This window comes from Streptomyces sp. NPDC034670 (assembly GCF_055574875.1).
The window spans coordinates 96441-120283 of sequence record NZ_JBVITR010000007.1; the positions used below are offsets into that span (position 1 = coordinate 96441).

Below are 23843 nucleotides of genomic sequence, written 5' to 3' on the forward strand. Positions count from 1 at the left end.
GGAACCGCTCCATCGTGTAACCTGCACCAGCTTTCGCACCACGCAGAGGGCCAGCGTCGTCCCTCGGCACCTGAACATGCCACCTGACGACGACGGGAGAGCCGATGCGTATGCCGCGCCAGCCGTCCCAGCGCTCCGCGAGCGACCGCCCGAACCGGTCCTTCATGGACGCCCGCCCTGCCGCGCAGGGCATGTACGACCCCCGCGACGAGCACGACGCCTGCGGCGTCGGTTTCGTCGCGACCCTCACCGGCGAGGCCTCCCACACCCTGGTCGACCAGGCCCTCACCGTCCTGCGCAACCTCGAGCACCGCGGTGCCACCGGCTCCGAGCCGGACTCCGGCGACGGCGCCGGCATCCTCTCCCAGATCCCGGACGCCTTCTTCCGCGACGTGGCCGGGTTCGACCTGCCCGAGGCCGGCGCCTACGCCGTCGGCATCGCCTTCCTGCCGCGGGACGCCACCGAGGACGCCGTCGCCCGGATCGAGGCGATCGCGGCCGACGAGGGCCTGACCGTCCTCGGCTGGCGCGAGGTGCCCACCGCGCCCGAACTGCTCGGCGCCACCGCCCGTTCCACGATGCCGGTCTTCCGGCAGGTCTTCGTCACCGACGGTGCGAGCCGGGGCATCGACCTCGACCGCAAGGCCTTCGTGGTGCGCAAGCGCGCCGAGCGCGAGGCCGGCGTCTACTTCCCGTCGCTGTCCGCGCGGACCATCGTCCACAAGGGCATGCTGACCACCGGTCAGCTCGAGCCCTTCTTCCCGGACCTGTCCGACCGCCGCTTCGCCTCCGCGATCGCCCTCGTGCACTCCCGGTTCTCCACGAACACCTTCCCGTCGTGGCCGCTGGCCCACCCGTACCGGTTCGTCGCGCACAACGGCGAGATCAACACCGTCAAGGGCAACCGCAACTGGATGCGCGCCCGCGAGTCGCAGCTGGTGTCCGACCTGTTCGGCACCGGCAAGGACCTCGAGCGCGTCTTCCCGGTCTGCACGCCCGACGCCTCCGACTCGGCCTCCTTCGACGAGGTCCTCGAACTGCTGCACCTCGGCGGCCGCTCGCTGCCGCACTCCGTGCTGATGATGATCCCGGAGGCGTGGGAGAACCACGACTCCATGGACCCGGCCCGGCGCGCCTTCTACCAGTACCACTCCACGATGATGGAGCCCTGGGACGGCCCCGCCTGCGTCACCTTCACCGACGGCACCCAGGTCGGCGCCGTGCTCGACCGCAACGGCCTGCGCCCCGGCCGCTACTGGGTCACCGACGACGGCCTGGTCGTCCTCGGCTCCGAGGTCGGCGTCCTCGACATCGACCCGGCGAAGGTCGTCCGCAAGGGCCGCCTGCAGCCCGGGCGCATGTTCCTCGTCGACACCGCCGAGCACCGCATCGTCGAGGACGACGAGATCAAGGCCGCCCTCGCCGCCGAGCACCCGTACGCGCAGTGGCTGGAGGCCGGCGAGATCGAGCTGTCCGACCTGCCCGAGCGGGAGCACATCGTGCACACCCACGCCTCGGTCACCCGCCGCCAGCAGACCTTCGGCTACACCGAGGAGGAGCTGCGCGTCATCCTCGCGCCGATGGCCCGGTCCGGTGCCGAGCCGATCGGTTCGATGGGCACCGACGCGCCGATCGCCGCGCTCAGCGAGCGCCCGCGGCTGCTCTTCGACTACTTCACCCAGCTGTTCGCCCAGGTCACCAACCCGCCCCTGGACGCCATCCGCGAGGAGCTGGTCACCTCCCTGCGCTCCTCCCTCGGCCCGCAGGGCAACCTGCTGGAGCCCACGGCCGCCTCCTGCCGCAGCGTCGTCCTGCCCTTCCCGGTGATCGACAACGACGAGCTGGCCAAGCTCATCCACATCAACGCCGACGGCGACATGCCCGGCTTCAAGGCCGCGACCCTGTCCGGTCTGTACCGGGTCGCCGGCGGCGGCGACGCGCTCGCCGCGCGCCTCGAGGAGATCTGCGCCGAGGCCGACGCCGCGATCGGCAACGGCGCCCGCCTGATCGTCCTGTCCGACCGGCACTCCGACGCCGAGCACGCGCCGATCCCGTCGCTGCTGCTCACCGCGGCCGTCCACCACCACCTCATCCGCACCAGGCAGCGCACCCAGGTGGGCCTGCTGGTCGAGGCCGGCGACGTCCGCGAGGTCCACCACGTCGCCCTGCTCATCGGCTACGGCGCCGCCGCCGTCAACCCGTACCTGGCGATGGAGTCCGTCGAGGACCTGGTCCGCGCCGGCACCTTCCTGCAGGCCGACGACGGCGGACCCGAGCAGGCGATCCGCAACCTCATCCACGCCCTCGGCAAGGGCGTCCTGAAGGTCATGTCCAAGATGGGCATCTCCACCGTCGCCTCCTACCGCGGCGCCCAGGTCTTCGAGGCCGTCGGCCTCGACGCGGCCTTCGTGGAGAAGTACTTCGACGGCACCGCGACCAAGATCGGCGGCGTCGGCATCGACGTCGTCGCCCAGGAGGTCGCGGCCCGCCACGCCAAGGCGTACCCCGCCTCCGGCATCGCGCCCGCGCACCGCACCCTGGAGATCGGCGGCGAGTACCAGTGGCGCCGCGAGGGCGAGCCGCACCTGTTCGACCCGGAGACGGTCTTCCGCCTCCAGCACTCCACGCGCTCCGGCCGCTACGACATCTTCAAGAAGTACACCGAGCGCGTGAACGAGCAGTCCGAGCGGCTGATGACGCTGCGCGGCCTGTTCGGCTTCAAGCCGGACCGCGAGCCGGTCCCCGTCGACGAGGTCGAGCCGGTCTCCGAGATCGTCAAGCGGTTCTCCACCGGCGCCATGTCGTACGGCTCCATCTCCCGGGAGGCGCACGAGACCCTCGCCGTCGCCATGAACCAGCTGGGCGGCAAGTCCAACACCGGTGAGGGCGGCGAGGACCCGGAGCGGCTGTACGACCCGGCCCGCCGCTCGTCCATCAAGCAGGTCGCCTCCGGCCGCTTCGGCGTGACCTCCGAGTACCTGGTCAACGCCGACGACATCCAGATCAAGATGGCCCAGGGCGCCAAGCCCGGCGAGGGCGGCCAGCTGCCCGGCCACAAGGTCTACCCGTGGGTCGCGAGGACCCGGCACTCCACGCCCGGCGTGGGGCTCATCTCCCCGCCGCCGCACCACGACATCTACTCCATCGAGGACCTCGCCCAGCTGATCCACGACCTGAAGAACGCCAACCCCCGGGCGCGCATCCACGTCAAGCTGGTCTCCGAGGTCGGCGTCGGCACCGTCGCCGCGGGCGTCTCCAAGGCGCACGCGGACGTCGTGCTGATCTCCGGCCACGACGGCGGCACCGGCGCCTCCCCGCTGACCTCGCTGAAGCACGCGGGCGGCCCCTGGGAGCTCGGCCTCGCCGAGACCCAGCAGACCCTGCTGCTCAACGGCCTGCGCGACCGGATCGTCGTGCAGACCGACGGCCAGCTCAAGACCGGCCGGGACGTGGTCGTCGCCGCGCTGCTCGGCGCCGAGGAGTTCGGTTTCGCGACCGCGCCGCTGGTCGTCTCCGGCTGCGTCATGATGCGCGTCTGCCACCTGGACACCTGCCCGGTCGGCATCGCCACGCAGAACCCGGTGCTGCGCGACCGGTTCGCCGGCAAGGCCGAGCACGTCGTGAACTTCTTCCGGTTCGTCGCCCAGGAGGTCCGCGAACTCCTCGCCGAGCTGGGCTTCCGCTCCGTCGAGGAGGCCGTCGGCCACGCCGAGGTCCTCGACGTGACCCGCGCGGTGGACCACTGGAAGGCGCGGGGCCTGGAACTGGCCCCGCTGTTCCACGTGCCCGAGCTGCCCGAGGGCGCCGTCCGCCACCGGGCCGTCGCCCAGGACCACGGCCTGGAGAAGGCGCTCGACAACGAGCTGATCAGGCTCGCCGCCGACGCGCTGTCCGCGGACCGCGCCGAGGACGCCCAGCCGGTGCGCGCCCGGGTCGCCGTCCGCAACATCAACCGCACGGTCGGCACCATGCTCGGCCACGAGGTGACGAAGAAGTTCGGCGGCGCGGGCCTGCCCGACGACACCGTCGACATCACCTTCACCGGCTCCGCCGGCCAGTCCTTCGGCGCCTTCGTCCCGCGCGGCATCACCCTGCGCCTGGAGGGCGACGCCAACGACTACGTCGGCAAGGGCCTGTCCGGCGGCCGGATCGTCGTCCGCCCGGACCGCGGCGCCGACCACCTCGCCGAGGACAGCGTCATCGCGGGCAACACCCTCGCCTACGGGGCCACCGGCGGCGAGATGTTCCTGCGCGGCAGGGTCGGCGAGCGGTTCTGCGTCCGCAACTCCGGCGCGCTGGTCGTCTCCGAGGGCGTGGGCGACCACGGCTGCGAGTACATGACCGGCGGCCACGCGGTCGTCCTCGGCGAGACCGGCCGCAACTTCGCGGCCGGCATGTCCGGCGGCACCGCCTACGTCCTCGACCTGGACCGCGACCACGTCAACGCCGGCAACCTGGACGCCGTCGAGGCGCTGGACGACGCCGACCGGCGGTGGCTGCACGACGTGGTCCGCCGGCACCGGGAGGAGACGGGCTCCACCGTCGCCGGGAGGCTGCTGACCGAGTGGGACACCGCCGTGCGGCGCTTCAGCAAGATCATCCCCCGTACCTACAAGGCAGTGCTCGCCGCCAAGGACGCCGCCGAGCGAGCCGGTCTGTCCGAGACCGAGATCACCGAGAAGATGATGGAGGCGGCGATCCATGGCTGACCCGAAGGGCTTCCTGAACCACGGGCGCGAGACCGCCCGGTCCCGTCCGGTCGAGGAGCGCGTCAGGGACTGGAACGAGGTCCACGTCCCCGGCTCCCTGCTGCCGATCATCAGCAAGCAGGCGAGCCGCTGCATGGACTGCGGCATCCCGTTCTGCCACAACGGCTGCCCGCTGGGGAACCTCGTCCCGGAGTGGAACGACTACGCCTACCGCGGCGACTGGGCGGCGGCGAGCGAACGCCTGCACGCCACGAACAACTTCCCGGAGTTCACCGGGCGGCTGTGCCCCGCCCCGTGCGAGTCGGCGTGCGTGCTCGGCATCAACCAGCCGCCGGTCACCATCAAGAACGTCGAGGTCTCGATCATCGACAAGGCGTGGGAGACCGGGGACGTCGCCCCGCGGATCCCCGAGCGCCTGTCCGGCAAGACCGTCGCGGTCGTCGGCTCGGGCCCGGCGGGTCTGGCCGCCGCCCAGCAGCTGACCCGCGCCGGCCACACGGTCGCGGTGTACGAGCGGGCCGACCGCATCGGCGGTCTGCTGCGCTACGGCATCCCCGAGTTCAAGATGGAGAAGCGGCACATCAACCGCCGCATCGAGCAGATGCGCGCGGAGGGCACCAAGTTCCGCACGGGCGTCGAGATCGGCCGCGACATGCCGGCCACCGCGCTGCGCAAGCGGTACGACGCCGTGGTCCTGGCCGTCGGCGCCACCACCCCGCGCGACCTGCCGGTGCCCGGCCGCGAGCTCAAGGGCATCCACCAGGCCATGGAGTACCTGCCCCTGGCCAACAAGGTGCAGGAGGGCGACTACGTCGCCCCGCCGATCTCGGCCGAGGGCAAGCACGTCGTGGTGATCGGCGGCGGTGACACCGGCGCCGACTGCGTGGGCACCGCCCACCGCCAGAGCGCCGCCTCCGTCACCCAGCTGGAGATCATGCCCCGCCCGAACGAGGAGCGGGACCCGCTCTCCCAGCCGTGGCCGACGTTCCCGTTGCTCTACAAGGTCGCCAGCGCCCACGAGGAGGGCGGCGAGCGGGTCTACTCCGTCTCCACCACCCGTTTCGAGGGCGACGAGGACGGCAACGTCCAGTGGCTGCACCTGACCGAGGTGGAGTTCGCCGACGGCCGGCTCACCCCGAGGCCGGGCACCGAGCGGAGGATCCCGGCCCAGCTGGTCACCCTCGCCATGGGCTTCACCGGCACCGACCGGGCCAACGGGCTGGTCGAGCAGTTCGGCCTGGAGCTCGACGAGCGCGGTAACATCGCCCGCGACGCCGACTTCCGGACCAACGTGCCCGGGGTGTTCGTCGCCGGTGACGCCGGCCGCGGCCAGTCGCTCATCGTGTGGGCGATCGCCGAGGGGCGCTCGGCCGCCCGCGGCTGCGACCGCTTCCTCACCGGGGCGAGCGACCTGCCGGCCCCGATCCGCCCGACGGACCGCGCGCTGGCGGTCTGAGCGGCTCACAGGACGTCCCGTACAACGGCGTACGGGCGGGAAATCCGGGCAGCGCCCGGACCCCCCGAGACGGCGCCTGCCCCCGTCCCCGACCGGACCACGGGCAGGCGCCGTCGTGCGTGCGCGCCCCGGGCCTACGGCACCCGGAACGTCCCGCCGTACACCTGCCACACCAGCGGGGTGTCCAGCTTCAGGTTCCCGGCCTCCAGGAAGCGCCGCTGGGCGGTGTCGACGCGGGAGGTGTCGACGCCCGGCCGCTTGGTGAGCATCGCCTCCCGGCGGACGTCGAGGAAGGCGTCCAGGTACGCCTCCTCCGAGCCGCCCCGGGCCGGCGTCTTTGCTTTTTCCATCGCGCGCTCCCGCAGGCCGTAGAAGCCCTCCGGGCCGGTGTCGGGCCCGTGGAAGACCATCGCGTCGTAGTAGACGAACTGGCCGAGCGTGTCCAGGCCGTCGAGCTTGGCGAGGCGGACGGACGGCTCGAAGTAGACGCGGTCGCGCATCTCCTCCTGCGTCCTGCGGAACTCGGGCAGCTCCGCCTCCGCCCGCCAGGCCCGGGTGAAGCCGGGGTCCAGACCCTCGTGCGAGTCGGTGCCGTCCACCTTGCGCAGGGCGGGCAGATAGCGCTCCAGGCCGTTGCCCGGGTGCTCCTCGCTGTAGCGCTCGACCAGCATCAGCAGGTCGTGGGTGCCGCTGCAGAAGCCGATGATGCCGGCCATGTAGCCCTGGCCGTCGCCGCGGTCCTCGATGCTGCCGTACAGGCTGCGCCAGTCCAGGGTGGAGTTCTGGGCACTGGCCACCAACTGCTGCGCCAGTTCCTTCTTCTCCGGTGCGGCGAGGCCCGCGGGCAGGCGGGCGATGAGCGCGTCGTCCTGCGACCGCTCCTCCTCGGCCCGGTCCTTGGCCTCCTCGCGGGCCGACCGGGCGGTGGCCGCGGACGGGGCGGCCGGGGCGTCGGCCGAGTCCGCCGGCAGGACGAAGTACACCGCCGTGGCGATCACGGGGGCGGCCGCGAGGAGCAGCGCGCCGGAACGTTTCACTGGGGAATACCTCCACCTGTCAGTTCGGACATCTTGACCGCCGCCGCTGCCGCCAGCAGCACCACCAGCCCCACGCACGCGCCCGCCTGCACCGCCGTCCGGCGCCCGTCCCGGGGCGCGTACGCGAACGCCAGCGCCACCGCGCCGCCCGCCAGCAGCCCGCCGAGGTGCCCCTGCCAGGACGTGACCGCCGCGGAGAGCACCAGCCACACCAGCAGGCCGGCCAGGAACCGGTTGACGGTGCCCGTGTCGGCCCCGATCCGCCGGGCCACGACGTAGTACGCGGCCCCCACCCCGAAGACCGCCCCGGACGCGCCCACCACGGGGGTCTCCGGCGCGAGCAGCAGCACCAGCACCGAACCGCCGAGCGCCGACAGCAGGTACAGGACCAGGTAGTGCACGCGGCCCAGCATCGGCTCCACCAGCCGGCCGAGGCTCCACAGCGCCACCATGTTCATCACGACGTGGAGGACGCCGAACGTCCCCCCGTCGGGCGGCAGGTGCAGGAACGCGCCGGTCAGCAGCCGGTACCACTCACCGCCCGCCAGTCCTTCCGGCCGGAAGCCCTCCGGGTACGGGTCGGCCCACAGGTAGTGCCCGCCGTCCGGCCCGGCCAGCCCCGCGCCCAGCATCGCGAACCGGTCCACGACCTCCGGCCGCACCAGCTCCGCCGCGTACGCCAGCACGTTGACCGCGATCAGCGCGTACGTCACCACGGGCACCGTCGAGACCCGGCCGCCGACCAGGGTGCGCGCCTGCCGCACCGACCGCGCGCCCTCCTTCACGCAGTCGGGGCACTGGTGACCCACGGCCGCCTCGCGCATGCAGTCCGGGCAGATGTACCGCTCGCAGCGGACGCAGCGGACACGGCACTCCACCCTGGGGTGGCGGTAGCAGGTGGTGGTGGACTCGGAATCCACGGACCGGCTCCTCGGGGGACGGGGACGGAACTGAGCCGGCGGGGTCGGCAGCGAACAAAATAACGAACGCCGGAAGGGGGAGCGGAGCGAGGGTGCCGCACCCCCGGGCCGGTCCCGGCGGGGGGAGCGGCCGTCCGGGGGCTACCGCTCCAGCGAGAAGCCCAGCACCACCCCCGCCGACACCTCCACCGCCCCCGGCACCAGGTCCCCCGGCGAGGCGCCGCCCCCGTGACCGCGGTACTGCCGGGACTCGTACGGCTCGGGGTCCACGTCCTGGACGTGCAGCACCGCGCCGACCCGCACGCCCGCCGCCTGCGCGTACACCTCCGCCTTGTGCCGGGCCGCGGCCACGGCCCGGCGGCGCGCCTCGTCCCGCAGGGCCTGCTTGTCCCGCACGTCGAACTCGACGCCGTCGATGGCGTGCGCCCCCGCCTCGACCGCCTCCACGATCAGCTGCTGGAGGCCGTCCAGCGCCTCGCTCTCGACGACGTACGCGGCGCTGCAGCGGTAGCCGCGGAACGTCCGCTCACCGCCGTACCCGTCGTACTCCGAGCTCAGCCCGAGCCGCGAGCCGGACACCGACGCGTCCGGTACCCCGTGCCGGCGCAGCACCTCCCGCAACCGCGCCGCCGCCGCGCCCGCCTCCCGGAACGCCCGGTCCGGCCCGGGCTCCAGCACGTCCACCGCCAGCCTGATCCGCGCCAGCTGCGGCTCGACCCGCACGCTGCCCGCCCCGAAGACACCGATTCCCCAGGGCTCCCTGATGGTCTCCGTCATGCGGGCATGGAAGCACCACCGGCCCGGGCGCGCCAGGGAGCACCGCGGCCGGGCCCGCACCCGCCCCGCCGGGCGCCCCCGCTCACGTGTCGCACTCCAGCACCGTCCGGCACAGCCCGCACCGCGCCCGCACCCGTCCCCGGACCTCCACCCGGATCCGCTGGTGGCAGGTGGGGCACGGGAACGACACCCGCAGCGGGCCGGGGCCGTCCGGCGCGAAGCGGTACGGGACGTCCGGCCCGGCGGACGCCGCCCCGGCGGCGGGGTGACGCTCCCGGGCGTGGCGGCGGTCGCGCGCGTACCGCCGGCGGCCCGCCCAGCCGGCCGCCGTCAGCGGCGGCTGCCGCCCGTCACGGCGGGCCAGCGCCATGCCCTCGGTGTACGCCGCGTACGCCTGCGCGCTGGTGAACCACACCGAGGGGTCCTCCCCGAACACCAGCGACCGCTTCGCCAGCACGTACCCGAACTCCTCCGGCGTGAGGTACCCCAGCTTCTGCGACGACACCCCGTCCTCGCGGAACGCGTCCAGCAGCAGCCACCCCGCCCCCAGGTACGTCGCCGCCGTGTCCGTCAGGATCTCGTTGTCCCGCGTCCCGGGGAACGACAGCCCCAGGCGGTGCAGGTACACGTGCGCCACCTCGTGCGCCAGGGCCGCCCCGATGTCCCGCCGATGCGTACGGAACCGGTCGTTCAGCTCCACGAAGTACTCCGGGCCGGCCTCGAGCTCCACGTTCGCCGCGTGCTTCATCGCCCGGAACCCGACGATCAGCCGCGCGTCCGGCAGCCGGTAGTGCCGCACCAGTTCGCGGGCCACCCGCTGCGCCCCCAGGTGGAGGTCGTCCGTGTCGCAGAACGCCACGTCGGCCGGCGCCACGCTGGCCGAGAACGCGCGGACCGTGTCGTACGACAGGCGCCGGTACACCGCGGTGATGGACGCCCGCACCGTCTCCAGGTGCGGGTAGCCGTGCTCGACCGGTCCGTCGCTGGCCACGTCTCACCCCCGGACGCCCTGAACCCTGTTCCACTCTACGGGCACACCCCGGTCACCGCGCCCGCCGCACCGTAGGCTGACCTCCCATGACCACCAGCGACACCGGCTCCGGCGACGTCGACCCCGCCGTCCACGAGGAGCTCGCCCGGCTGCGCGACAGCATCGACAACATCGACGCGGCCGTCGTCCACATGCTCGCCGAGCGCTTCAAGTGCACCCAGCAGGTCGGCCGCCTCAAGGTCGAGCACCGGCTGCCGCCCGCCGACCCGGCCCGCGAGGCCCGCCAGATCGCCCGGCTGCGCACCCTCGCCGAGAACGCCAAACTCGACCCGGCCTTCGCGGAGAAGTTCCTGAACTTCATCATCGCCGAGGTGATCCGCCACCACGAGCGCATCGCCGAGGCGGCCGTGAACGGCACCACGCCCCCGGAGGACCGGCCCACAACGGCCTGCCCCGGGGAGTGACACCGCGGCCCCGGCGGGGCATGCTGCGCTGTGCGCTCCTTGTCGGCCGGCACCCACCGCGCGCCGACACCCGGACAGCTCACCTCCGGCCCCTTGCGAGGAGGGACGTGCGCCATGTCACCCGATGCCCGCATCCTCATCGTCGACGACCACGAGGACACCCTCTACGCGCTGGAGAACGCCCTGGCCCCGCTGGGCCGCCCGCTCGGCCGGGCCACCAGCGGCGACGAAGCCCTCAGGCAACTGTTGCGCGGGCACGTCGGCCTGGTGCTCCTCGACGTCCACATGCCCGGCACCGGCGGCCTGGAGGTCGTGCGCTCCATGCGCCGCCTGGAACGCACCCGGCACGTCCCCGCCGTCCTGCTCACCGGCTTCGCCCGCGACCGGCAGCTCGGCGCCGCCGCCTACGCCCTCGGCGTCGCCGACCTCGTCACCAAGCCCGTCGACCCCTGGGCCCTGCGCACCAAGATCCGCCACCTCTACGACACCCACCAGCGCCACCTCGCCCTCGAACGCGAGGTCCGCACCCTGCGCGCCCGGCTCGAGGAACACACCGCGGGCCCCGGACACCCCGTCCTGCCCCACCCCCACGCCCACGTACCGCCCGGACGGCCCGCGGGGGCGCACGCCGGGGAGCTCGAACGGGACCGGACATAGGCCGCGTACCGACGACCGCCCCTGTGCCGAGCCGTCCGCATCGGGCAGCATGGCCTGCATGTCCGTACTGACGCGCGACGAAGCGCAGAACCGAGCACAGCTCCTCGACGTCCACCGGTACACGATCGACCTCGATCTGACCACCGGTGACGAGACCTTCGACTCCCGTACCCTGATCCGGTTCACCGTCCGCGCCGGCCAGGACGCCACGGACACCTTCGTCGAGGTCAAACCCGCCGAGCTGCGCTCCGTCACCCTCGACGGACAGCCCCTGGACCCGGGAGCCCTCGACGGCAACCGGCTGCCGCTGAAGGACCTCGCCGCCGGCCCGCACGAACTGCGCGTCGACGCCCGGATGCGCTACTCCCGCACCGGCGAGGGCATGCACCGCTTCACCGACCCCACCGACGGCCGGACCTACACCTACACCCAGCTGTTCCTGGACGACGTGCAGCGCGTCTTCGCCGCCTTCGACCAGCCCGACCTCAAGGCCGTCTTCGAGCTGACCGTCACCGCCCCCGAGGACTGGACCGTCCTCGCCAACGGCGTCACCGAACACACCGGGGGCGGCGTCTGGAAGGCCGCCCCCACCCCGCCGATCTCCACCTACCTCGTCGCCGTCGCCGCCGGCCCCTGGCACTCCGTGCGCACCGAGCACCGCGGCCTGCCCTTCGGCCTCCACTGCCGCCGCTCCCTGGCCCCGTACCTCGACGCCGACGCCGACGAACTCCTCGACATCACCCGCGCCTGCTTCGACCGCTACCACGAGAAGTTCGAGGAGCCCTACCCCTTCGACTCCTACGACCAGGCCTTCGTGCCCGAGTTCAACGCGGGCGCCATGGAGAACCCCGGACTGGTCACCTTCCGCGACGAGTTCGTCTTCCGCTCCGCCGTCACCGACACCGAACGCCAGACCCGCGCCATGGTCGTCGCGCACGAGATGGCCCACATGTGGTTCGGCGACCTCGTCACCCTCACCTGGTGGGACGACATCTGGCTGAACGAGTCGTTCGCCGAGTACATGGGCTACCAGACCCTCAACGAGGTGACCCCCGGGGGAACCGGGGGCCGGCCCCCCCGGTGGAGGGGCGCCGACACCTGGACCGACTTCGGCGTCGCCCGCAAGGCCTGGGGCTACGACGCCGACCAGCGCCCCTCCACCCACCCCGTCGCCCCCGGGAACGTCGAGGACACCGCCTCCGCCCTGCTCAACTTCGACGGCATCTCCTACGCCAAGGGCGCCTCCGCCCTGCGCCAGCTCGTCACCTGGCTCGGCGAGAAGGACTTCCTCGCCGGCATCAACCTCCACTTCCAGCGGCACCGGTTCGCCAACGCCGCCCTCGCCGACTTCCTCGACTCCCTCGCCGCCGCCACCGACCGCGACGTCCACGCCTGGGCCGACGCCTGGCTGCGCACCACCGGCGTCGACACCCTCACCGCCTCCGTCGACGCCCGCCCCGGCCAGTGGACCCTCACCCTCGACCGCGACGGCGACCGCCCCCACCGCGTCACCGTCGGCGTGTACGACCGCGCCCTCGGCGACGACCGCGCCCTCGTCCTGCGGGAACGGTACGAGACCGACGTCCCCCGGGACACCGCCCCCCGGCCGCGCCCCGGCACCCGCCCCGCCCTCGTCGTCCCCAACGACCTGGACCTGACCTACGCCAAGCTCCGCCTCGACGACACCTCCCTGGACACCGCCCTGCGCGCCCTGTCCGGCATCCCCGACGCGCTCACCCGCGCCGTCGTGTGGAACACGCTGCGCGACATGGTCCGCGACGGCGCGCTCGCCCCGGCCGACTACCTGGCGACCGCCGCCGCCCACCTGCCCGAGGAGACCGACCTCGCCCTCGCCCAGGGCGTCCTCGCCTTCGCCACCACCCACGTCGCCGACCGCTACCTCACCCCCGACCGGCGGCCCGCCGCCCTCGCCACCCTCACCGAGCTGTGCCGCGACCTCATCCGGCGCACCGAGGACGGCGACCACCCCGGCCTGCGCCTGATCGCCGTACGGCACCGCATCGGCACCGCCGCCCACCCCGACACCATCGCCGCCTGGCTCGCCGACGGCACCGTCCCCGGCGGCCCCGAACTCGACCCCGAACTGCGCTGGCGGATCCTGGCCCGCCTCGCCGTCCTCGGCGCCGTCGACGAGGCCGACATCGCCGCCGAACTCGAACGCGACCCCAGCGCCACCGGCCGGGAAGGCGCCGCCCGCTGCCGCGCCGCCCTCCCCGACGAGGCCGCCAAGGCCCGCGCCTGGGACGCCATGTTCGGCTCCGACGACCGCACCGAGCTGTCCAACTACCTGTTCACCGCCACCGCCCAGGGCTTCTGGCAGCCCGAACAGGCCGACCTGGTACGCCCGTACGTGACCCGCTACTACCAGGACGCCGTGGCCGTCGCCGCCCGCCGCGGCCCCGCCATCGCCGAAGCCGCCGGCCGCTGGGCCTTCCCCGCCCACGCCGTCGACGCCGAGAACCTGGAACTGGGCGAGAAGTGCCTGCGCGAGGCCGAGCCGATCCCCGCCCTGCGCCGCAAACTCGTCGACCAGCTCGACGACCTGGCCCGCGCCCTGCGCGTCCAGCAGGCGTAACCCGGCACCCGGGGTGCCGCCGCCCGCCCGGCGGCACCCCGCCCGCCCCCGAAAGGGGACGTAACCCCTTCGGGGGTGTTCACCGGGCTTTTCGGGCGCCGCACCCCCCGCGCGTACAAGCTGGATCCTCCCCGCGGAACCTCCCCCGCACCGCGCCCCCGGAGGACAGCCCATGCGCACGCCGCCCCTCGCGTCCGGCCCCCGAGGCCCCCACCACCTGCGGCCCCTGCTCGACACCGTCCTCGACGCCCTGCACACCGGCACCCGCGCACGCGGCGGCCCCCTGCCCGCCGGCGGACCCGGCACCGTCACCGCGGCCGTCCGCGCCGCCCTGGGCGACCCCCTGCCCGACCGGGGCGACCCCGACGCCCTGCGCTCCCTCGTCCACGCCCTCGCCGCGGGCGCCGCCGACCCCGCGCACCCCCTGTGCGCCGCCCACCTGCACTGCCCGCCGCTCGCCGTCGCGGCCGCCGCCGACCTCGCCGCCTCGGTGCTCAACCCCTCCCTCGACTCCTGGGACCAGGCCCCGGCCGCCTCCGCCCTGGAAACCCTCCTCACCCGGGCCCTCGCCCGCGAGACCGGTCACGCCGACGGCCTCGTCACCACCGGCGGCACCGAGGCCAACCAGCTCGCCCTCCTCCTGGCCCGCGAACGCGCCCACCGCGCCGTACGCCTCGTCCACGGCGCCAACGCCCACCACTCCCTGCCCCGCGCCGCCTGGCTGCTCGGCCTGCCCGACCCCGTCGTCGTCCCCACCCCCGCAGGCACCCTCGACCCCGCCGCCCTCGACGACACCCTCACCCGCCTGTCCGGCCCCCGCGGCTCCGTCCTGGTGGCCGCCACCGCCGGCACCACCGACGCCGGCCTCATCGACCCCCTGCCCGACATCGCCGCCCGCTGCGCCACCCACGGCGCCCGCCTCCACATCGACGCCGCCTACGGCGGCCCCCTCCTCTTCAGCGACCGCCACCGGCCCCGACTCGCCGGACTCGACGCCGCCGACACCATCACCCTCGACCTGCACAAACTCGGCTGGCAGCCCGTCCCCGCCGGCCTCCTCACCGTCCGCGACGCCCACGACCTCACCGCCCTGCACCACCGCGCCGACTACCTCAACGCCGACGACGACACCGACGCCGGACTCCCCGACCTCCTCGGCCGCTCCCTGCGCACCACCCGCCGCGCGGACGTCCTCAAACTCGCCGTCACCCTCAGAACCCTCGGCCGCACCGGCCTGGGCGCCCTCGTCGACCGGACCTGCGCCCACGCCCGGCAACTCGCCGACCTCGTCCACCACGACCCCCGCCTCGACCTCCACGGCCGGCCCGTCATCAGCACCGTCCTCTTCCGGCCCGCCCACGCCACCGACACGGCCGTCGCCGCCGTACGGCGCCGCCTCCTGGTCACCGGGCGCGCCGCCCTCGGCCGCGCCCACGCCGACGGACGGCTCTGGCTCAAAGCCACCCTCCTCAACCCCGCCACCCGCCCCGACGACCTGAGCGCCCTCCTCGCCCTCGTGCACCGCACCCACGCCGAAGGACCCCGATGACCCCCACCCCCCGCCCCCGCACCCCCACCGGCCCCCACGACCTCGTCGGCATCGGCATCGGCCCCGCCAACCTCTCCCTCGCCGCCCTCGCCCACCCCCTCACCCGCCTGCGCACCGCCTTCTACGACCGGCGCCCCCACTTCAGCTGGCACCCCGGCCTGCTCCTCGACGACGCCACCCTCCAAGTCCCCTTCCTCGCCGACCTGGTCACCCTCGCCGACCCCACCAGCCCCTGGACCTTCCTCAACCACCTCAAGGACCGCGAACGCCTCTACCCCTTCTACTTCGCCGAGCACTTCCACATCCGCCGCACCGAATACGACGCCTACTGCCGCTGGGTCGCCGACCGCCTCCCCGCCCTCCACTTCGGCCACCGCGTCGACGCCGTCCGCTGGAACCCCGAACACGCCCTGTTCGAGATCGACTTCACCCGGCGGGGCGCCGACGGCGGAACAGGCACCCCCGGCCGCGCCCACACCCGCAACGTCGTCCTCGGCATCGGCAGCGAACCCCACGTCCCCGCCCCCCTCAGACCCCTCGCCGCGGACCCCGCCCTCCCCGTCCTCCACGCCGCCGACTACCTCGCCCACCGCGACGCCCTCCTCGCCGCGGACCACGTCACCGTCGTCGGCACCGGCCAGTCCGGCGCGGAGGTCTTCCTCGACCTGCTGCGCCGCCGTCCCGCCGGACGCGAACGACTGCACTGGATCGGCCGCACCGGCGCCTTCGCCCCCATGGAGTACTCCAAGCTCGGCCTCGAACACTTCACCCCCGACCACACCCGCTACTTCCACGCCCTCCCCGAACACGTCCGCGACCGGCTCGTCCCCGCGCAGTGGCAACTCCACAAGGCCATCGACGCCGCCACCATCGCCGCCATCCACGACGAGCTCTACCGGCGCACCCTCCACGGCGGCTGGCCCGACGCCGTGCTCACCCCCGGCGTCCACGTCCGCGCCGGCCGCCCCGCCGCCGGCCGGATCGAACTCCACCTCCGGCACACCCGGCAGCACACCCGCACCCGCCTCACCACCGACGCCGTCGTCCTCGCCACCGGTCACCGGCAGCGCCCCCTCGACCGCCTCCTCGCCGCCCTCGGCCCCCTCCTCCACCGCGACCGCGCCGGCCGTCCCCGCATCGACGAACACTTCCGCCTCGTCCTGGACCCCTCCGTCACCGGCACGGTGTACGTCCAGAACGCCGAACTGCACACCCACGGAGTCGGCGCCCCCGACCTCGGACTCGCCGCCTGGCGCAGCGCCACGATCCTCAACCACCTCACCGGCGGACAGGCCTACCCCCTCCCCGTCCGCACCGCCTTCACCACCTTCGGCCTCCGCCCCCGGACGCCGCGGGTCCCGCCGGCCCGGCGGGCCACCCGGCTCGCCCCCTGACGGACGGGACCTGAGGACCCGTACGGACGAAAACCACGGAGAACGAGAAGAACGGCCCCTTCCGGGGCGACGCCGGGACGGCGCACGGGGAGGCACGCCCCGGCCCCCGCCCGAGCACGCCCCTGAGCAGGTTCCCCGGGTTGCGAGCCCACGACCGGTGTCCGACCCTCCCCATATGCTCATCGCAATAACCCGCCGCACACGTCAGCACCCGTCAACGACCTTTCACCCGAAGGCCGTTGAGTCGACACGCGCCACCAAATCACTACCCATCGGTAAGCCCTAGGGTCGAAACCATGCGCCGAGCGAAGATCGTCTGCACCCTGGGCCCCGCCACCGACTCGTACGACCAGCTCAAAGCCCTGGTCGACGCCGGAATGGACGTCGCCCGATTCAACCTCAGCCACGGCAGCCACGCCGAGCACGAGGAGCGCTACCGGCACGTCCGCAAAGCCGCCGACGAAACCGGCCGCAGCGTCGGCGTCCTCGCCGACCTCCAGGGCCCGAAGATCCGCCTCGGCCGCTTCACCGAAGGGCCTGTGCTCCTCGAGCGCGGCGACACCTTCACCCTCACCGTCGAAGAGGGCGCCCGGGGCGACCGCCACGGCTGCGGCACCACCTACGACGGCCTCGCCGCCGACGTCACCACCGGTGAACGCATCCTCGTCGACGACGGCAGGGTCACCCTCGAGGTCACCGCCGTCGACGGCCCCCGCGTCCGCACCACCGTCGTCGAGGGCGGCATCCTCTCCGACCACAAGGGCCTCAACCTCCCCGGCGCCGCCGTCTCCGTCCCCGTCCTCTCCAAGAAGGACGAGGACGACCTCCGCTGGGCCCTGCGCACCGGCTTCGACATCATCGCCCTCTCCTTCGTCCGCACCGCGCACGACGTCAAGGACGTCCACCGGATCATGGACGAGGAAGGCCGCCGCCTCCCCGTCATCGCCAAGATCGAGAAACCCCAGGCCGTCGAGAACATCGACGACATCGTCGACGCCTTCGACGGCATCATGGTCGCCCGCGGGGACCTCGGCGTCGAGATGCCCCTCGAACAGGTCCCCCTCGTCCAGAAGCGCGCCGTCAAACGCGCCAAGCGCAACGCCAAACCGGTCATCGTCGCCACCCAGATGCTCGACTCGATGATCGACAACACCCGCCCCACCCGTGCGGAGGCCTCCGACGTCGCCAACGCCGTCATCGACGGCACCGACGCGGTCATGCTCTCCGGCGAGACCAGCGTCGGCAGGCACGCCGTCGAAACGGTCCGCACGATGGCCCGCATCGTGGAGGCGGCCGAGGAGGACATCCTCGCCAGGGGCCTCCCGCCCCTGACCGAGCACAACAAGCCCCGCACCCAGGGCGGAGCGGTCGCCCGCGCCGCCGCCGAGATGGGCGACTTCCTCGGCGCGAAGTTCCTCGTCGCCTCCACCCAGTCCGGCGACACCGCCCGCCGCCTCTCCCGCTACCGCTCCCCGATCCCGCTGCTGGCCTTCACCACCGACCCGGCCACCCGTTCCCGGCTCAGCCTCACCTGGGGCGTGGAGACCTTCCTCGGCCCGCCCGTGGACACCACGGACGAGATGGTCGACCAGGTCGACGAACTGCTGCTGAGGTACGGCCGCTGCCAGAAGGGCGACACGGTCGTCATCACGGCGGGCTCCCCGCCGGGAGTCCCCGGCACGACGAACCTCGTCCGGGTCCACCGGATCGGGGAAGGGGAGAGGACCCCGGGGGGCGGGTGCGCGAGAGGGTGAGGATCCGCTTCTCGGAGAGCAACCTTGGATACGGAGGAAAAGTACCCCGGGTCGGATTCGAACCGACGCTGGATGGTGTTTGAGACCATTGCCTCTACCGCTGGGCTACCGGGGCGCCCTTTGAAACGAAGGTCAGCGGTCACCCGCCGTGTCCCCACCTTACCGCAGCTGGGTACGCTCTTGTCAGCAGTACCGTCTGCCCCGCACCAAGGAGCCCACGTGAGCGCCCCCGAGCCGCCCCAGCCCGTAGACGTGCCCGAAGACGACAAGTCGCACGTGCCTCCGATGACGACGCGTGTCGTGATCGCCGAGGACGAGGCGCTGATCCGGCTCGATCTCAAAGAGATGCTGGAGGAGGAGGGTTACTCGGTCGTCGGTGAGGCCGGCGACGGTGAGCGGGCGGTCGAGCTGGCCCGTGAGCACCGGCCCGATCTGGTGATCCTCGATGTGAAGATGCCGAAGCTGGACGGCATCTCCGCGGCGGAGAAGATCGCCGAGGAGCGCATCGCCCCGGTGCTGATGCTGACGGCGTTCTCGCAGCGCGAGCTGGTGGAGCGGGCGCGGGACGCGGGGGCGATGGCGTACCTGGTGAAGCCGTTCAGCAAGAGCGACGTGGTGCCGGCCATCGAGATGGCGGTGTCGCGGTTCACGGAGCTGAAGGAGCTGGAGCGCGAGGTCGCGGACCTGAGCCAGCGGCTGGAGACGCGGAAGCTGGTGGACCGGGCGAAGTCGGTGCTGCAGACGCAGTACGGGTTGACGGAACCGGCGGCGTTCCGGTGGATCCAGAAGACGTCGATGGACCGGCGGATGTCGATGCAGCAGGTGGCGCAGGCGGTCATCGACGACGCGGAGGAGAAGAAGGCGTCGAAGGGGTGATCTCCCCTTCCCCGCACGACGGGAGGCCCGCGCCCCGTGGGGGTGCGGGCCTCCCGTCGTGCGGGTCGGGACGGTGTCAGTCCTCGCCGAGGTAGGCCTTGCGGACGGACTCGTCGTGCAGGAGGTTCCGTCCGGTGCCGGAGAGGACGATGTTGCCGACTTCCATGACGTGGGCGTGGTCGGCGAGGGAGAGGGCGGCCTGGGCGTTCTGTTCGACGAGCAGGATGGTGGTGCCCTGGGCCTTGAGTTCGGCGATGGTCGCCATGATCTTCTGCATCATGATCGGTGAGAGGCCCATGGAGGGCTCGTCGAGCATGAGGAGCTTGGGCTGGGACATGAGGGCCCTGCCCATGGCGAGCATCTGCTGTTCTCCGCCGGAGAGGGTTCCGGCGGCCTGCTTGCGGCGTTCCCCGAGGATGGGGAAGAGGTCGTAGGCGCGCTGGATGTCCTTCTCGACGCCCGCCTTGTCGCTGCGGAGGAAGGCGCCGAGGCGGAGGTTGTCCTCGATGGTCATGCGGGGGAAGATGTGCCGCCCCTCGGGGGAGTGGGCGAGGCCGAGGGAGACGATCCTGTGGGCGGGGATCTTCTTGAGGGACCTGCCGTTGAACTTGATCTGGCCGCCGACGGGCTTGAGGAGGCCGGAGAGCGTGCGCAGGGTGGTGGTCTTGCCGGCGCCGTTGGTGCCGATGAGGGTGACGACCTCGCCGGCGTCGACGCTGAACGAGATGCCCTTGACGGCCTGGATCTTGCCGTAGGCGACTTTGAGGTCCTCGACTTCGAGGAGTGCGGTCATCGGTCGTTCTCCTTGCCGGGCGCGGCGTCCGTGCCGGCCTGTGCCTCCGCCTCGGCCGCGGCTTCGGCGGCTTCGACTTCGGCGGCCTCGGCGGCGCCGGGGTCGTTCTCCATGGGTTCGCCGATGTAGGCGGCGATGACGCGTTCGTCGCCCTGGACGGTGGCGGGGTCGCCCTCGATGAGTTTCTGGCCCTGGACGAGGACGGCGACGCGGTCGCAGAGGTTGAAGATGAACCGCATGTCGTGCTCGATGACGAGGACGGCGGTGCCCTGGTCGCGGATGGCGAAGATGAGTTCCTCGGCCGCCCGGGTCTCCTGGGGGTTCATGCCGGCGGTGGGTTCGTCGAGGAGCAGGAGGCCGGGTTCGCTGGCGAGGGCGCGGGCGATCTCGAGTTTGCGCTGTTCGCCGTAGGGGAGGTTGCGCGCGAGGTGGTCGGCCTTGTCGGCGAGGCCGACGAATTCGAGGAGTTCCGTGGCGCGTTCGCGGGAGGCGGCCTCGGCCTTGTGGAAGCCGGGCCCGCGCAGGACGGCCGACCAGAAGCCCTCCTTGGTGCGGGTGTGGCGGCCGACCAGGACGTTCTCGAGGACGGTCATGTTGGCGAAGAGCCGGATGTTCTGGAAGGTGCGGGCGATGCCGGCGGCGGTGACCTTGAAGGACTTGGGCGGCAGGAGCTTGCCCTTGTAGCGGACCTCGCCCTCGGTGGGGATGTAGAGGCCGGTGAGGCAGTTGAAGAAGGTGGTCTTGCCGGCGCCGTTGGGGCCGATGAGGCCGACGATCTCGCCGCTGTTGACGGTGAGGTCGACGTCGCGGACGGCGGTGAGGCCGCCGAAGCGCATGGTGACGCCGCGTGCGTCGAGGACGGGGGTGCCGGGGGCGGGTGCGCCCGGGGCGGTGTCCTTGGTGGTGGTGTCGGTGGTCATGGTGGTCAGGCCCCTGTCTTGCTCAGGACTGCGGGCGCGTCGGCCTCTTCGTGGAACTCCAGCTGGCGGCGTCGGTTGGGGATGAGGCCCTCGGGCCGGAAGCGCATCAGCAGGACGAGCGCGATGCCGAAGGCGAGGAGCTGGAAGTCGCCGAGGAACTGGAGTTTGTTGGGGATCAGGAAGAGCAGCGCGGCTCCGATGAGGGGTCCGGCGATGGTGCCCATGCCGCCGAGGACGACTGCGGCGAGCAGGAAGGCGGAGTTGGGCGGGGTGGTGCCGGCGAACAGGTACTGCTCGGGGGTCACGGTGTAGGTGACGTGTGCCTGGACGGTTCCGGCGAGGCCGGCGAGGGTGGCGCCGACGGCGAAGGCGATGAGCTTGACCCGGAAGCCGTTGATGCCCATGGCGAGGGCCGCCGTTTCGTCCTCCCGGATGGCGACCCAGGCGCGGCCGATGCGGGAGTCGCCGCTGCGCCGGAAGACGAGGACGACGACGGCCGTGATGAGCAGCATGAGGAAGAAGTAGTTGGCGAACCGGCCGATGGTGAAGCCGGCGATGTCGTGCGGGATGCCGAAGTCGAAGCCGAGGATCTTCAGGTCCGGGATGGACGCGATGCCGTTGGAGCCGTTGGTGAGGTCCGGGCCGGAGGTGCCGTCGGTGTTGTTGACCGCGATGCGGAAGATCTCGCCGAAGCCGAGGGTGACGATGGCGAGGTAGTCGCCGCGCAGGCGCAGGGTCGGGGCGCCGATGAGGACACCGAAGATCAGTGAGGCGACGGCTCCGACGAGTACGGCGGCCCAGAAGGGGAAGTGGACGCCGAACGGTGAGCTGGGGGAGCCGGAGACGAGGGCGGCCGCGTACGCGCCGACGCCGAGGAAGGCGACGTATCCGAGGTCGAGCAGGCCGGCGAGTCCGACGACGATGTTCAGGCCGAGGGCGACGGTGGCGAAGATGAGGATGTAGACGCCGAGGGTGGCGTACTGGTCGTCGGTCTGGGTGAAGGGGAAGCAGGCCGCCGCGATGAAGGCGCCGCAGACGGTGATGTTCTGGTGCCGTGCGGTGATCTGCGAGACGTGGGCGATCAGACCGGAGCGGTTCAGGGCGCTGAATCCGAAGCCGGCGGTGATCAGGAAGCCGACGAAGAGTTCGTCGTACTCGGTGCCGATGCCGTAGGTGAAGACGACCAGGGCGAGGGCCAGGACGGCGACGATGATCAGGATCTCGGCGTAGGACGGCAGGGCGCGCACGGGGCGCGGGCTGCCGGAGGCGAAGGCCGCCCGGAGGGTGGCCCAGCGGTGGCCGGTGTCGTGCTTGAACCGTTCCCAGCCGGTTTCGTCGGGGTCGATGGGGTCGGGTTCGGGCCGCTCGAAGGGGAGGGCGAGGGCGCCGAGGAGGGCTGTGAGCGTGGCGGCCGCGACGAGGTAGCCGCCGGGCTCGAGGTTGACGAGGCCGCCGAGCTGGAAGCTGATCGCGAGGAGGGTGTACCAGGCGGTGGCGAAGGTGCCGAGTGCGGCGTACTTGACGGCCGCGTCGGCGCCGGCGGGGGTGAGCCAGCGCAGTCCTCTGACGCCGTAGGAGGCGAGTGAGAACAGTGTGGCGAGTGCGCCGCCGACGAGGACGAGGACCTGGAGTCCGCCGGGGTAGCCGTAGTAGGTGAGGTCGCCGGGGAATTCGGCGGTCCAGGTCCAGGCGAGGAAGGTGGAGGCGACGGCGAGGGCGCTGCCGCCGGTGGCGAGGGCGCGGCCGAGGTGCGGGGGGATGCCGATGAGGCCGGTGCGGGTGTCCGCGGCGGGGGCGGCCGCGGTGGTCGAAGCGGTGGTCTGTGTGGTCATCGGTGTCACGCCCTGTCCGCAACGCGCTCGCCGAGCAGGCCCTGTGGCCGGAACAGCAGTACGAGGATGAGGAGGATGAAGGCCCAGACCTCGGCCCAGGACTGGCTGCCGAACTGGTGCAGGCCGGGGATGTCGGCGATGTAGGCGGTGGCCAGGGTCTCGACGATGCCGAGGACCAGGCCGCCGATCATGGCGCCGTAGATGTTGCCGATGCCGCCGAGGACCGCCGCGGTGAAGGCCTTGAGGCCGAGGATGAAGCCCATCTTGAAGTCGATCTGGCCGTACTTGAGGCCGCTGGCGACGCCTCCGACGGCGGCGAAGACGGCACCGAGGGCGAAGGCGATCACGATGATGCGGTCGGTGTTGACGCCCATGAGCTTGGCGGTGTCCGGGTCCTGCGCGGTGGCCTGCATGCCGCGTCCGGTGCGGGTGCGCATCACGAAGTAGGCGAGGAAGGCCATGCTGACGGGCGCGGCGACGAGGAGGAAGATGTCACCGGTCTGCAGGGTGGCGCCGCCGATGCTGAAGGGGCCGCCTTCGATCTGGGGGAAGGGCAGTTTGGACTTCGCGTCGGGGTAGAAGGCCCAGACGGCCTGCTGGAGCGCGAGGGAGAGTCCGATGGCGGTGATGAGCGGGGCGAGGCGGGGCGCGCCGCGCAGGGGGCGGTAGGCGAACCGTTCCGCCCCGATGGCGACCAGGACCGAGACGATCATGGCGCCCAGCAGCATCAGGGGCAGCGCGACCCAGATGGAGGTGCCGTCGGGCAAGAGGTACAGGTGCACCGTGAGGGCGCCGAAGGCGCCGACCATGAAGATCTCGCCGTGGGCGAAGTTGATGAGCTGGACGATGCCGTAGACCATTGTGTAGCCGATGGCGACCAGGCCGTACATGGATCCCAGTAGCAGGCCGTTGACCAGCTGCTGCGGCAGTTCGTTCACCGCATGTCCTCCGAGACGTTCGGAAATATTCGACGGATGGGGCCGGAATCGGGTCCGGGGGGGGGGGGGGGGGGGAAACACCCCCCCCCGGGGGGGGGGGGGGGTGGGGGGTGGGGGGTACGGGGAGGGTGCAGGGCCGGGGGTGGCCCCCCCACCCCCCTCCCTAGGAGTCACGAGGGA

Annotated in this window: 17 protein-coding genes and 1 tRNA gene; 9 read left to right on the forward strand and 9 right to left on the reverse strand. The window is 72.5% G+C overall.

Translation table 11 applies throughout. From position 1 onward, the window contains the following. Positions 1–104 precede the first annotated feature (104 nt). Both gltB and ACZ56B_RS07710 read left to right on the forward strand, forming a co-directional pair. Positions 105–4709, forward strand: coding sequence for a glutamate synthase large subunit (gene gltB, locus ACZ56B_RS07705; protein WP_468787360.1), 4605 nt, complete (start codon positions 105–107; stop codon positions 4707–4709). Further along, positions 4702–6165 carry a glutamate synthase subunit beta gene (locus tag ACZ56B_RS07710; RefSeq protein ID WP_468787362.1) on the forward strand — a complete coding sequence of 488 codons (1464 nt, stop codon included), beginning with the start codon at positions 4702–4704 and terminating at the stop codon, positions 6163–6165. The genes gltB and ACZ56B_RS07710 overlap by 8 nt, the downstream gene beginning before the upstream one ends. Positions 6166–6299: 134 nt before the next feature. Here the strand turns inward: ACZ56B_RS07710 and ACZ56B_RS07715 are convergent, their stop codons facing one another. The 4 genes from ACZ56B_RS07715 to ACZ56B_RS07730 all read right to left on the reverse strand — a co-directional run bounded on the left by ACZ56B_RS07715 (position 6300) and on the right by ACZ56B_RS07730 (position 9890). Next, positions 6300–7202 carry a chitosanase gene (locus ACZ56B_RS07715; protein ID WP_468787364.1) on the reverse strand — a complete coding sequence of 301 codons (903 nt, stop codon included), beginning with the start codon at positions 7200–7202 and terminating at the stop codon, positions 6300–6302. After that, positions 7199–8122: a rhomboid family intramembrane serine protease gene (locus ACZ56B_RS07720; RefSeq protein WP_468787366.1), complete on the reverse strand. Its 924-nt coding sequence runs from the start codon at positions 8120–8122 to the stop codon at positions 7199–7201. Before ACZ56B_RS07720 ends, ACZ56B_RS07715 begins: the two co-directional genes overlap by 4 nt. A 141-nt stretch (positions 8123–8263) precedes the next feature. Next, the gene (locus ACZ56B_RS07725; RefSeq protein ID WP_468787368.1) at positions 8264–8899 is read right to left on the reverse strand and encodes an SIMPL domain-containing protein; all 636 of its coding nucleotides are present in this window, start codon (positions 8897–8899) and stop codon (positions 8264–8266) included. 82 nt (positions 8900–8981) lie between these two features. After that, on the reverse strand, positions 8982–9890 hold the full coding sequence (locus ACZ56B_RS07730) for a hypothetical protein (protein WP_468787370.1): 909 nt from the start codon (positions 9888–9890) through the stop codon (positions 8982–8984). 86 nt (positions 9891–9976) lie between these two features. On the opposite strand from ACZ56B_RS07730, the gene ACZ56B_RS07735 reads away from it, so the two are divergent. From ACZ56B_RS07735 to pyk, 6 genes are all read left to right on the forward strand, one after another. Then, positions 9977–10354, forward strand: coding sequence for a chorismate mutase (locus tag ACZ56B_RS07735; protein ID WP_468787372.1), 378 nt, complete (start codon positions 9977–9979; stop codon positions 10352–10354). Positions 10355–10468: 114 nt separating this feature from the next. Next, on the forward strand, positions 10469–11011 hold the full coding sequence (locus ACZ56B_RS07740) for a response regulator (protein WP_468787374.1): 543 nt from the start codon (positions 10469–10471) through the stop codon (positions 11009–11011). Positions 11012–11060: 49 nt separating this feature from the next. Beyond that, positions 11061–13607, forward strand: a complete 2547-nt coding sequence (gene pepN / locus ACZ56B_RS07745) for an aminopeptidase N (RefSeq protein WP_468787376.1) — start codon at positions 11061–11063, stop codon at positions 13605–13607. Positions 13608–13779: 172 nt separating this feature from the next. Next, entirely contained in the window at positions 13780–15156 is a 1377-nt protein-coding gene (locus ACZ56B_RS07750; RefSeq protein WP_468787378.1) for a pyridoxal phosphate-dependent decarboxylase family protein, read from the forward strand. Next, positions 15153–16550 (forward strand): lysine N(6)-hydroxylase/L-ornithine N(5)-oxygenase family protein, encoded by a 1398-nt coding sequence (locus ACZ56B_RS07755; protein ID WP_468787380.1) that lies wholly within the window; start codon positions 15153–15155, stop codon positions 16548–16550. Before ACZ56B_RS07750 ends, ACZ56B_RS07755 begins: the two co-directional genes overlap by 4 nt. A 296-nt stretch (positions 16551–16846) precedes the next feature. Next, on the forward strand, positions 16847–18304 hold the full coding sequence (pyk, locus tag ACZ56B_RS07760) for a pyruvate kinase (protein ID WP_468787382.1): 1458 nt from the start codon (positions 16847–16849) through the stop codon (positions 18302–18304). Positions 18305–18346: 42 nt separating this feature from the next. Here the strand turns inward: pyk and ACZ56B_RS07765 are convergent. After that, a tRNA-Leu gene (locus ACZ56B_RS07765) sits at positions 18347–18419 on the reverse strand. A 104-nt stretch (positions 18420–18523) separates the two neighbouring features. Here ACZ56B_RS07765 and ACZ56B_RS07770 point away from each other — a divergent pair. Beyond that, positions 18524–19180, forward strand: coding sequence for an ANTAR domain-containing response regulator (locus ACZ56B_RS07770; protein ID WP_468787384.1), 657 nt, complete (start codon positions 18524–18526; stop codon positions 19178–19180). A 76-nt stretch (positions 19181–19256) separates the two neighbouring features. On the opposite strand, the gene ACZ56B_RS07775 is transcribed toward ACZ56B_RS07770, so the two are convergent. From ACZ56B_RS07775 to ACZ56B_RS07790, 4 genes are read right to left on the reverse strand one after another with little or no spacing between them, the layout of a single operon-like run. Then, positions 19257–19973 (reverse strand): ABC transporter ATP-binding protein, encoded by a 717-nt coding sequence (locus ACZ56B_RS07775; RefSeq protein ID WP_468787386.1) that lies wholly within the window; start codon positions 19971–19973, stop codon positions 19257–19259. Continuing rightward, positions 19970–20893: an ABC transporter ATP-binding protein gene (locus ACZ56B_RS07780; RefSeq protein WP_468787388.1), complete on the reverse strand. Its 924-nt coding sequence runs from the start codon at positions 20891–20893 to the stop codon at positions 19970–19972. The genes ACZ56B_RS07775 and ACZ56B_RS07780 overlap by 4 nt, the downstream gene beginning before the upstream one ends. 5 nt (positions 20894–20898) lie before the next feature. Beyond that, positions 20899–22725, reverse strand: a complete 1827-nt coding sequence (locus ACZ56B_RS07785) for a branched-chain amino acid ABC transporter permease (protein WP_468787390.1) — start codon at positions 22723–22725, stop codon at positions 20899–20901. A gap of 5 nt (positions 22726–22730) precedes the next feature. Further along, positions 22731–23663, reverse strand: a complete 933-nt coding sequence (locus ACZ56B_RS07790; protein ID WP_468787392.1) for a branched-chain amino acid ABC transporter permease — start codon at positions 23661–23663, stop codon at positions 22731–22733. Between the last annotated feature and the right edge of the window lie 180 nt (positions 23664–23843).